The organism is Microcoleus sp. B4-C1, assembly GCF_036705285.1.
Classification (GTDB): domain Bacteria; phylum Cyanobacteriota; class Cyanobacteriia; order Cyanobacteriales; family Microcoleaceae; genus Microcoleus.
On sequence record NZ_JAUBUC010000077.1, the window covers coordinates 19,648 to 30,577 of the forward strand.

The following is a 10,930-nucleotide window of genomic DNA, read 5'->3' on the forward strand; positions in this document are numbered from 1 at the left end:
ATCTCATATTTGTAAAAACACTTCTTCTGGCTCCTTCCTTCTGACTCTTTCCTCCTGCGTCAAAACTCCAATTTCTAGCTTGGCTGCTTTCATTGAGAGGCTCCCCTTGGTATCTATTTAAACATCGATATTCAGGCAACTTCTCTTCGCCGTTAACCTAATAACTCGACACAGTTAAAACGATCGCCTCCCTATCTCCCAACACCAAACCATACTCCAAACCCTCAACAACCGCTTGATAAGAAGCATCCAAAATATTACCAGAAACCCCCACAGTCGTCCAACGGTCTTGACCATTGCTAAACTCAGCCAAAACGCGAGTTTTAGCAGAAGTTCCCGCACATCCGTCCAGAATTCGCACCTTATAATCGGTTAAGTTAAAATCAGTAATTGCCGGATAAAAATTCCGCAAAGCCTTCCGCAAAGCCGCATCAAGTGCCGAAACAGGCCCGTTTCCTTCAGCGCATTCCAGAATATCTTGACCGTTAACAGTCACTTTCACAGTTGCTAAAGAATTAACTGTTTCTTCCTTACCTTTATCGCAGTGAACTTGAAAACCTTTGATTTCAAATAAACGCTTGCGCTTTCCCAATGCCTCCCGCATTAACAATTCAAAAGAAGCCTCAGCCCCCTCAAATTGATATCCCTGACTTTCCAAATCTTTCAATTTTTCCAGAATTTGGCGGCAAGCAGGATTTTTGCGATCGAGATCCATGCCAAAAGTGCGCGCCTTCGCCAAAACATTGCTCAAACCCGCTTGATCCGAAATCACAATTCGCCGCCTGTTGCCAATTTTTTCCGGTTCCAAATGTTCGTAAGTTAACGGATTTTTCTCAACAGCCGATACGTGAATTCCGCCTTTGTGAGCAAAAGCCGAAAGGCCTACAAAAGGAGCATGATCGTCGGGAGCAAGATTGACAATTTCACTAATCGATCGACTTACTTGAGTTAATCTAACTAATTGCTCGTCTTCAATGCAATTCTGACCCAACTTTAGCTGAAAATTAGGAATTAAGGAACATAAATCGGCATTGCCGCAGCGTTCACCGTAACCGTTTATAGTTCCCTGTACCATCCTCACTCCTTCCCGCACAGCAGCCAAAGCATTAGCAACCGCAACTCCTGAGTCGTTGTGAGTGTGAATTCCCAGTTGAATTTTAGACTTTCTCCCCCCCTTAATAAGGGGGGGTTGGGGGGGGTGAATTTCCGATTCCGAAATATCCCAACTTTCTATTATTTCTGCAACCTCACGAACAACCTGACTGACTTCGTGAGGTAAAGTACCGCCGTTAGTATCGCAAAGTACAAGCCATTCTGCACCAGCATCGGCCGCTACTTCTAAAGTTTTAATAGCATAATCTCGATTGTGTTTGTAGCCGTCAAACCAGTGTTCGGCATCGTAAATAACGCGCCTTCCCTGACTCCGCAAATATTCAATTGTATCTCGAATCATCGCCAGATTTTCTTCTAGCGTGGTCTTCAAACTTTCAATAACGTGCAAATCCCACGACTTGCCAAACAGCGTCACCCAGCGAGTACCGGCGGACAAAATAGCCTGCAACATTTCATCATTAGCTGCCGTAGTTCCCGGCCGCCTAGTCGAACAAAAAGCTACAACTTCTGCTTGAGTTAGGGGCTGTTCTTTGAGTCGCCAAAAAAATTGTACGTCTTTAGGATTCGCCCCCGGCCAGCCGCCTTCAATAAAGGGAATTCCTAAACTGTCTAACTGTCGAGCAATTCGCAGTTTGTCTTCGAGAGATAAGGAGAGTCCCTCGCACTGAGCACCGTCTCGCAGCGTGGTATCGTAGATCCAGAGCCGATTTGTCATGGGAAATTGCGATCGAGAAATTGGTAATATATCAGTTACCATATTAGATGAATTTATGGGAATTTAATGCGATAATATATAGGAAAATTAACATAAATCTAACTGGGGTAAATTGCTGTGGTCAAGGTACAAGCGCAAGGAAAAACATTTGAGTGCGATCGCGGAGCGAATCTCCGTGAAGTATTGCTCAAAAACGGCATCGATCTCTACAACGGCAACGCCAAAGTCATCAACTGCCACGGCCTCGGCACTTGCGGCACCTGCGCCGTCACCGTCGAGGGCGAAGTTTCCGAGCCCCAGTGGCGCGAAAAAGCCCGACTTTCGGTTCCTCCCCATTCTCCCGCCTCCAACCGCCGTTTGTCCTGCCAAACCAAGGTTTTAGGCGATATTAAGGTGACAAAATATGACGGTTTCTGGGGTCAGGGTTCTGAAACTGTCTGGAACCCCCAAGGATAGATTTTTTGTTAAGGAAGGCAGATAGGCTGTACTTTATTGAGATTGCATATTTGGGGCAGGCTAGAAGCCCACCCCACAAGATAATCTCTAAGACTTGTGCAAGAATTCTCACTGTAAGGTGCACAGGGGGCACCTTACCATAAAGAAATCCGAGAGGTTAAAAAACCCAGAAAGTCCATATAAAAGTTAATGAATTTATCTAAAGATATTCTGATTATTGGCGGCGGAATAATTGGTCTTTCGCTAGCAGTAGAACTGAAATTGCGAGGGGCATCTGTCGCGGTTCTCACCGCCGATTCTAAACAACCGACGGCCCGGGCGGCCGCCGGAATGCTTGCCCCACAAGCCGAACGAATTCCCCCCAGTCCGATGCTGGATTTGTGCTTGCAAAGCCGCGCACTGTATCCCGCCTGGGTGAAACAGCTAGAAGACATTACCGGATTGAAAACGGGATATTGGCGATCGGGAATTCTCGCGCCAGTTTGTCAAAATGAGCCTCAAGAAAAGCCCCTTTTGTCAAACCTTAATTATCAATGGTTGGACAGAGATACTGTTCGCCAGCACCAGTTGGGATTAGGTCAAGAAGTAATTGGCGGTTGGTGGTATCCTGACGACGCTCAAGTAGACAACCGCGCTTTATTTCGGACGCTTCAGGCCGCAGCTAAAGAATTGCAGATTGAGATTATTCAAGGCAGTGCAGAGGAAATCATTCGGCAGAAAAACCGAGTTTTTGGAGTGGAAACAACGGCAGGAAAATTACAAGCTGACCGTTATGTTTTGGCTGCGGGCCCTTGGTCTGAGAAATTATTGGATATTCCTGTTTTTCCAAGAAAGGGACAAATGCTGTCAGTATGTGTACCAGAAGATTGTGGAGTTATCCAGCCCCTGCAAACCGTTCTATTCGGGACTGGCATTTATATTGTGCCACGTAAAGATGGCAGAATTATTATTGGCGCAACTAGCGAAAATGTGGATTTCACGCCGGGAAATACGCCTGCGGGAATCCAAAGTTTGCTAGCAGGAGCGATTAAGTTATATCCCGAATTACAAAATTATCCGATTTTGGAGTTTTGGTGGGGATTTCGGCCGACTACGACCGATGAATTGCCGATTTTGGGTGATAGTGCTTGGGAGAATTTGACATGGGCTACGGGGCATTACCGCAACGGCATTTTATTGGCTCCGGTGACGGCTAAATTGTTGGCTGATTTGATTGGGAATCAGAAATCAGATCCGTTATTGGCTGCTTTTCATTATTCGAGATTTCCTGAATCTTGGAAGGTTGAAAAGGGTAAATAGTGAGATTTTTTGCTTTTTTTAAGACGAGGCAGAGCCGCATAACGAGAAACGAAAGTCAACCAAAAGGATATTTTTTGCTATAATCTAATCAGCACAATAGGGTTTTGTAAGTTATGACTTTCAGTGATGTGGTCGAGACGATCAAAAATCTTTCTACTGACGAAAAGCAAGAGCTTCAACTGTTGTTGAAGCAATATCTCCGGGAAGAACGTCGCGAAGAGATGTATCAAAACTTTAAGTCAGCGCAGATTGAACAACAAAAAGGTGAACTGAAATTTTTCGCTAACATCAATGAACTCCGAGTGACGAAAGGGTACTTTTCTATTTTACAGAAGACGGAAAAGCCGTGTTTGTAGATTTGGGAAGTCATGATGAAGTATATTAATCGACACAACAGTGGCTAAAGTACCGCTGTAAGTAGCGCGCCTAACCATTTTTTTGTAAGTCCTGAATTAGTTCGCATCCTGTTTTTTAGGTTGGTTTAATTCCCTGCATTTAGCGGCAGCCAAATCGTAAGCATTTTGGTAATCGCTACCGCCTAACATCAAATCGCCGTAATATTCATAAGGTTGATTGCCATAAATCGGCAGCGGGTCGTCTTCAGGATAATCTTCTTTTGATTCTTCTAGGATTGCTTTGAGTTTCTTGACGCTGAAGCGCTGGACTGGGAAGTAATGAATGTCTTGAGCGATGAAACCGAGATGGGGAAAGGTTGGGTCAACAATTCGCTCGTCGAGTTCAATCCAGCTATACTCGATGGGTTTATATGGCACTCCCGGCACAGCTAAAAAGCCTTGAACATAAATTGCGCCCTCGGTGGCTAACGCTGCTTTACAGGCGTTGTCAAAGCAGTTTTTACGGTTGCTTTTGATGCGAGTCGCCATTTCAATAGAAAGCGCCTCATCTAATAGTTCGGTCATAACCCATTTCTAGTCGCGTGTGCGATTAGATTGTAGCAAATCCGAGCTATCTCCGAGCACAAAAAACGCAGGCAATTGCGATCGTCCTTCAAATTCTCGTCTCAAGGAGTTGATCCAAAATCCTCTGCGGTTCTGGATGTTGTGTCAGCTTTGGTTTCCGGGGCGGGCTGTTTGTCGATCGCCCCTATCACCCTCCCAACGGATAAAAAGTTTTCGGGAGTAGCCCAAATTTTGAGCGTGCGATCGAGTTGGGCTACAACCCGGTACAATAAAGTGTGCCACAGACGATGCAAGCAAAAATAGCGGCATACATCATCGAAGGTCGATCGTGCAAGCAACCAATCATATTAATGCCTTCCGGTGCAGCAATTTGTTTGGCTGCTAACAGGCTTCACAGTTTTTTTTGTAAACAAAGCAGAGTTGTGATAACCTCATAAATGTGCAAAAATCGGTTCCAACAAAACTTTTGGAAGAAACGGGGAAAGTCCGGGGTAAATCCGCCGCTGTCCCGCAACTGTGATGCTAAGCGAAGCACTTATCCACACACCATAAACATACTGAATGAAAAGCGCGATCAAAAAGTCGGATTTTGTGCTAGCTCCTTATATGAAGAGCAACAACTTGAAAGCTAGTTGCCAAATACTCAATACAGTGATTCCTTATATATTCTTATGGTTTTTAGCATTTAAAGCTGCTGCCATTTCTGTATTCCTGCTGCCGCCGATAATGGTGTTGATGACACTTTTTTCAGGACGTTGTTTCTCTTTGATGCACGATTGCGGACACTATTCTCTTTTTAGTTCTAAAAAAGTCAATCGCATTATGGGTTTTCTGCTAGGTATCATCAATGCGATTCCTCAGTATCCCTGGTCGAGGGGACACGCTTATCACCACAAACATAATGGTAATTGGGATATGTACCGAGGCCCTTCGGCGTTGATATCCACCGAAAAATTTGCGGCGCTAAGTCCATTTAGTAAAAAGATGTATCAGTTACTCAGACACCCATTGATGCTGTTTCCCGGTGGTTTTTTCTATCTAATTATTAAACCAAGACTCGCACTGATATTGGGAACTACGGGTTTTATTCGACATATTTTTGCTTGTCTCAATCAAGATTTTGGCATAGGTTTATCGGGAATCATTGCTTCTTATAAATCCAAACATTGGTATACGACGGCTGAATTTTGGGATTTACTCTTCAACAATATTTGTGTTGTTGGTAGCTGGATTTATCTGAGCAACTTACTGGGGTTTGGCTTTTTCTGGAGTGTTTACTCAATTGTCATGACCTGTTCAGCAGCGATATTTATCTGTATTTTCTTTGTTCAGCATAATTTTGAGGGTTCCTACGCTCATAAAGCCGAAGGTTGGGACTATCTTATGGGCGCAATTGAAGGCAGTAGTTACCTAAAATTACCGACTATTCTCAATTGGTTTTCGGCTGATATTGCTTACCACAATATTCATCATCTCTCTGAGCGAATACCTAACTATAATCTTCGGGATTGTCACAATGCTAATATTCACCTGCTGGCTAATTCAAAATCCCTGACAATTCGCGATATTCCTGACTGCTTCCAATTCATTCTTTGGGATGCTGCTTCAGATAGTCTGCAATCGATTAAATTATTTCAAGAAGCAGAAGAAATTCCATTCAGTAATGTAGCTAATTAAAATCGGTTAGCAATAAATTTGGTCGCTTTTTTAGCACCAAAATCCTATGATTAGGGATGCAGTTAGTGGGATCACTTTTAACAGTAACTTTCCTAGTTAAGTAGGTGGTTACAAATAAACATTAGATGGGTCGGGCGGGTTTAGCCGGGAGCCCATAATACAATTGCCGGGGCCCGTTTGTGAGATTGTCCGTTTTTGGCAAATATTATTGGTGAACCCGCCCCTACAGGAATCAGGGTAATCGACCGGACATGATATCCTTTGTCAATGCAGCAATTCCTCTAATTTTTGCTGGTTCCACAAATACTGATAAAGCCCTGTTTGCCCTACCAATTCAAGGTGAGTGCCACTCTGAACTATTTCTCCTTGCTCCATCACAAAAATGCGATCGGCACTAGCCGCCGCTGACATTTGATGGGAGATAAAAATTACTGTTTTGCGATCGGTTCCCGTTGCCAAGTTTCGCAAAATGTCGGTAGCAGTTTGATTGTCAACGCTGGAAAGAGCGTCATCCAAAATTAACACCGGGGCGTCAACTAACAAAGCGCGAGCAAGTGCTGTCCGCTGCCGCTGTCCGCCGGATAAAGTAATGCCGCGCTCGCCGACAACTGTTTTGTACTGCTGCGGAAAGTTGAGGATTTCGGCGTGAATTTGTGCTTGTTTTGCCGCCGCTTCAATCTCCGGCTGTTCCGCTAAAGGGTTTCCGTAGCGGATGTTATTCTTGATGGTAGTGCCGAACAGAAAACTTTCTTGCGGAACGTAGGCGATCGCCCCGCGCAATTCGGTCAATTTTACCTTGGTAATATCCTGTCCGTCTACAAATAACTCGCCCGGATCGATATCTAGCAAGCGTGGCAGTGCATTAGCTAAAGTTGATTTTCCCGATCCGATCGCCCCAACGATTGCGACAGTTTCTCCCGGTTTTATGGTAAAATCAACATCTTTAAGCGCGGGTGTCTTAGCGCCGGGATACGTATAATTTAGATGGCGAGCCGCAATTTCGCCTTTGACTGGAGTTGCAAGTTCAACTGCATCGGCAGTATCCTTAATTTGCGGTTCCACAGTCAGAATTGATTCGATGCGATCGACACTCACTTCTCCCCGCTGGTAAGCAGTAATTGTGAAACCCAACAGCGCCGTCGGAAACACCAAACGCTCGACATAAATCAGCAACGCCACAAAATCGCCAATGCTAATTTGGCCATTAGCAATTGCCCCGCCACCAGCAGAAAGCAGCACCAACAAACTAATGCTTGCCAAACCGCCCAGCAGTGGAAAAATAAAGTTTCTAGTTTTTGCTAATTCCAAATTTGCTGATAGCAACTTCGCATTAGAATTGCGAAAAGCTCGGCGTTCGTTTTCTTCTTGAGCATAGATTTTAATTACGGACATCCCGCTCATATCTTCCTGAATCAAATCGCTCATCGCCGACAATTCCTCTTGCACCGCTAACTGTTGGATGCGAAGTTTGTCGCTAAATAACTGTACCAAAACCAGCATTAAAGGATAAACTGCGATCGCAAACAGTGTCAGCCTTACATTAATCCCCAGCATCACCGGCAAAGTCAAAGCATAAGCAAAAGCTGTATTCGCCAAACTCAGCACCGCAAACCCCACCAAGCGCCGAATATTGTCCAAATCGGAAGTAGCGCGGTTAATTAAATCTCCTACCGTATTGGCTGCAAAATAAGACGGTTCTAATGTTAATAAATGATTAAATATTTGCTGTTTGAGGTCAAATTCGACTTGACGCCCGACGCCAAACAGCAAAATCCGCGACGCCATCCGAATCACCCACATGATTGAGGCGAGAATCAGAATTAGTGCCACGAAGTTGAAAACTTCGTCAAATTTAGTCGCCACTTGGAGAGTGTCAACTGAATTCCGAATCAGCAGGGGAATGTAAACGCCCACAGCATTGACAACTAATAGCGAAAAAACGCCCCAGAAGGTTGGTTTCCAGTGCGGGCGCATATAAGAGCCGAGTTTTTGCAGTCGAGAATAACGAGCCATAGGAAGAAGGAAGAAGGAAGAAGGAAGAAGGTTCGGCAACGAGCAATGTACGGGATGTAACGGATGGATGCTGAAGGAAGAAGGAGTCTTCCCCAAGGTTTTCAGCAATTAAGAACGTGCTAATAGTCTTGGCGGTTGCTATAGGGATGAGAATTAAATAAAATCCACTTTTCATGACTGTTGTGGGATGGGCGTCCCGCCCGTCTATTGGGGACGGGCGGGACGCCCATCCCACAAGAAAAAAGGGAAATTATTTAATTGACGATCCATAGAAGGTAGAAATCTGAAAAAATAATAGAAGCTCTATCGAAAGGTAGATGACCGAAAACACAAGTTAAGAAATTTTTAATAAAAAATCTGCTTTGGGATAACGCGCCATCAAAATTGGGTTTAGGCCTGAACCAAAACCTGATTATATCGATATGTAACAAACCACATTATTATATCTGTGGCGACACGAGATATGTGGGGACACGGCATTGCCTTGTCCTTAGCCACCCGGAACGATCGCCCAAATCTCCCATCCGCCCCCCCAATCCCCCACACGGTTGAGGCGCGCTACAATCAAAAATCGATCGACTTAGCACTCAGACTCAGAGAGTGCTAAATTTGCTAATGTAAGCGATTGGAGACAAACATGACAAAAATAGTTGCATTTAGCGACAAATCTCGCCGGGCACTAGAACGCGGCGTCAATCAACTCGCCGATGCTGTCCGCATCACCTTGGGCCCGAAAGGCCGGAACGTCCTATTGGAAAAGAAATACGGCAGTCCCCAAATTGTTAACGACGGTATCACCGTTGCTAGGGAGATCGAACTCGAAGACCCCCTGGAAAATGCTGGCGCTCGCTTAATTCAAGAAGTCGCCTCCAAAACTAAAGATATCGCAGGCGACGGCACAACAACCGCAACGGTTATTGCTCAATCCCTCATTCGCGAAGGTTTGAAGAATGTCGCAGCAGGCGCAAACCCAGTCGCGCTGCGCCGGGGTATTGAAAAAACGATCGCCCACTTGGTGCTGGAAATCGAGAAATTGGCGAAACCCGTCGAAGGAAGCGCCATTGCTCAGGTCGCCACTGTCTCCGCCGGTAACGACGAAGAAGTCGGCGCCATGATTGCCCAAGCAATGGAAAAAGTCACCAAAGACGGCGTAATTACTGTTGAAGAGTCGAAATCTCTGACAACGGAATTGGAAGTGGTCGAAGGGATGCAGTACGATCGCGGATATCTTTCTCCGTATTTCGTCACCAACACCGATCGCATGGAAGTGGAGTACGAAAACGCTCGCATCCTGATTACCGACAAAAAAATTAGCTCAATTCAAGAACTAATTCCAGTTCTCGAAAAAATCGCCCGCACCGGTCAACCGCTGCTAATTATCGCCGAAGATATTGAAGGCGAAGCTTTGGCAACTCTGGTAGTCAACAAAGCCCGCGGCGTATTGAACATCGCAGCAACCAAATCTCCTGGTTTTGGCGATCGACGCAAAGCTATGCTTCAAGATATCGCCGTACTCACCGGCGGTCAACTGATTTCTGAAGAAGTCGGACTCAGCATCGATACCGCAACCCTAGAAATGCTCGGTACCGCCCGCAAAATTACGATCGACAAAGAAAACACGATCATTGTTGCTGGCGACGAACACAAAGCTGACGTGCTAAAACGGATCGAGCAAATCCGCAAACAGCTAGAAGCGACGGATTCCGACTACGACAAGGAAAAGCTAACCGAACGCATCGCCAAACTCGCCGGCGGCATCGCTGTAATTAAAGTCGGCGCAGCTACCGAAACCGAGCTCAAAGACCGTAAACTGCGTATTGAAGACGCTCTGAACGCTACTAAAGCTGCTGTGGAAGAAGGTATCGTTGCCGGAGGTGGCACGACGCTAATTCACCTGATTACAAAAATAGATGCGATCAGAAATACTTTAGACACCGAAGAACAAGTAGGCGCTGACTTGGTGAAGAAAGCTTTGGAATCACCTTTGCGTCAAATCGCTGATAATGCCGGCGTTGAAGGTTCCATCGTCATCGAACGAGTGCGGGCGAGCGAGTTCAACGTTGGCTACAACGCTCTCACCGACGTGTACGAAGATATGATTGCCGCCGGGATTATTGACCCGGCTAAGGTAGTGCGATCGGCTTTGCAAAATGCCGGTTCCATCGCTGGTATGGTGCTGACCACTGAAGCTGTGATTGTCGAAAAACCCGAGAAGAAAAAAGCCGGCGGCGACATGGGCGACATGGGCGGCATGGGCGGCATGGGCGGCATGGGCGGCATGGGCGGCATGGGCGGCATGGGCGGCATGGGCGGCATGGGCGGCATGGGCATGATGTAGTCTTCAACCATAAGCACCATGCGTGTAAACAAGCGCGTCTTATGTACTACCCGTCTACTATTTGACGATTAAGGCAGTTTATCCCCCCGGCATCCCCTGATAGTCCGGGGGGATTTTCATTCTCTTGTAGGGGCAATCCCCCCGTGGTTGCCCCAATCCCCCCGTGGTTGCCCCCAATCCCCCCGTGGTTGCCCCGATATTTGAAACACCGATTCCCTCGTCCGTGGAGGGGGTAGGCACGGGCGCACTACCCCTACAAAAGCCTGATTTTCGTGAGAATGAAACCGCCCTGCTTCTTAAGGGAGATGCAATGGGACTCGGCATTAAGGATCGCGAATTAAATAACTTACAATTTTAATTGTTATTGTGGGATGGGCGTCCCGCCCGTCCTTTTTGGAC

Annotated in this window: 10 protein-coding genes; 6 read left to right on the top strand and 4 right to left on the bottom strand. The window is 46.1% G+C overall.

Going from position 1 to position 10,930, the window contains the following annotated elements; genetic code table 11:
• Positions 1-157: 157 nt before the first annotated feature.
• A complete protein-coding gene (gene cimA, locus QUB26_RS24405) occupies positions 158-1,870 on the bottom strand; it encodes a citramalate synthase (RefSeq protein WP_445299638.1) in 1,713 nt (570 codons plus the stop codon).
• 75 nt (positions 1,871-1,945) lie between these two features.
• Here cimA and QUB26_RS24410 point away from each other — a divergent pair, with 75 nt between their 5' ends.
• From QUB26_RS24410 to QUB26_RS24420, 3 genes are all read left to right on the top strand, one after another.
• The gene (locus tag QUB26_RS24410) at positions 1,946-2,284 is read left to right on the top strand and encodes a 2Fe-2S iron-sulfur cluster-binding protein (protein WP_333240989.1); all 339 of its coding nucleotides are present in this window, start codon (positions 1,946-1,948) and stop codon (positions 2,282-2,284) included.
• Positions 2,285-2,473: 189 nt separating this feature from the next.
• Positions 2,474-3,583, top strand: a complete 1,110-nt coding sequence (gene thiO / locus QUB26_RS24415; RefSeq protein ID WP_333240992.1) for a glycine oxidase ThiO — start codon at positions 2,474-2,476, stop codon at positions 3,581-3,583.
• Positions 3,584-3,696: 113 nt separating this feature from the next.
• A complete protein-coding gene (locus QUB26_RS24420) occupies positions 3,697-3,939 on the top strand; it encodes a hypothetical protein (RefSeq protein ID WP_333240994.1) in 243 nt (80 codons plus the stop codon).
• A 96-nt stretch (positions 3,940-4,035) separates the two neighbouring features.
• On the opposite strand, the gene QUB26_RS24425 is transcribed toward QUB26_RS24420, so the two are convergent.
• Positions 4,036-4,503 (bottom strand): hypothetical protein, encoded by a 468-nt coding sequence (locus QUB26_RS24425; protein ID WP_333051426.1) that lies wholly within the window; start codon positions 4,501-4,503, stop codon positions 4,036-4,038.
• A 101-nt stretch (positions 4,504-4,604) separates the two neighbouring features.
• Complete coding sequence (locus QUB26_RS24430; protein ID WP_333240996.1) at positions 4,605-4,841, bottom strand: hypothetical protein; 237 nt, start codon at positions 4,839-4,841, stop codon at positions 4,605-4,607.
• A gap of 223 nt (positions 4,842-5,064) precedes the next feature.
• On the opposite strand from QUB26_RS24430, the gene QUB26_RS24435 reads away from it, so the two are divergent.
• Positions 5,065-6,180: a fatty acid desaturase gene (locus QUB26_RS24435; protein WP_333240998.1), complete on the top strand. Its 1,116-nt coding sequence runs from the start codon at positions 5,065-5,067 to the stop codon at positions 6,178-6,180.
• Positions 6,181-6,444: 264 nt separating this feature from the next.
• Here the strand turns inward: QUB26_RS24435 and QUB26_RS24440 are convergent, their stop codons facing one another.
• The gene (locus QUB26_RS24440; protein ID WP_333241001.1) at positions 6,445-8,193 is read right to left on the bottom strand and encodes an ABC transporter ATP-binding protein; all 1,749 of its coding nucleotides are present in this window, start codon (positions 8,191-8,193) and stop codon (positions 6,445-6,447) included.
• A 448-nt stretch (positions 8,194-8,641) separates the two neighbouring features.
• Here QUB26_RS24440 and QUB26_RS24445 point away from each other — a divergent pair, with 448 nt between their 5' ends.
• Together QUB26_RS24445 and groL are read left to right on the top strand one after the other, a co-directional pair.
• Positions 8,642-8,800, top strand: a complete 159-nt coding sequence (locus tag QUB26_RS24445) for a hypothetical protein (RefSeq protein ID WP_333241003.1) — start codon at positions 8,642-8,644, stop codon at positions 8,798-8,800.
• 30 nt (positions 8,801-8,830) lie between these two features.
• Positions 8,831-10,531, top strand: coding sequence for a chaperonin GroEL (gene groL, locus QUB26_RS24450; RefSeq protein ID WP_333241005.1), 1,701 nt, complete (start codon positions 8,831-8,833; stop codon positions 10,529-10,531).
• Positions 10,532-10,930: the final 399 nt, after the last annotated feature.

Coding starts and splice junctions, on each gene's coding strand:
- QUB26_RS24420 (WP_333240994.1), top strand. CDS start 3,697: ATGACTTTCAGTGATGTGGTCGAGACGATCAAAAATCTTTCTACTGAC.
- groL (WP_333241005.1), top strand. CDS start 8,831: ATGACAAAAATAGTTGCATTTAGCGACAAATCTCGCCGGGCACTAGAA.
- QUB26_RS24425 (WP_333051426.1), bottom strand. CDS start 4,503: ATGACCGAACTATTAGATGAGGCGCTTTCTATTGAAATGGCGACTCGC.
- QUB26_RS24435 (WP_333240998.1), top strand. CDS start 5,065: ATGAAAAGCGCGATCAAAAAGTCGGATTTTGTGCTAGCTCCTTATATG.
- QUB26_RS24440 (WP_333241001.1), bottom strand. CDS start 8,193: ATGGCTCGTTATTCTCGACTGCAAAAACTCGGCTCTTATATGCGCCCG.
- cimA (WP_445299638.1), bottom strand. CDS start 1,870: ATGGTAACTGATATATTACCAATTTCTCGATCGCAATTTCCCATGACA.
- thiO (WP_333240992.1), top strand. CDS start 2,474: ATGAATTTATCTAAAGATATTCTGATTATTGGCGGCGGAATAATTGGT.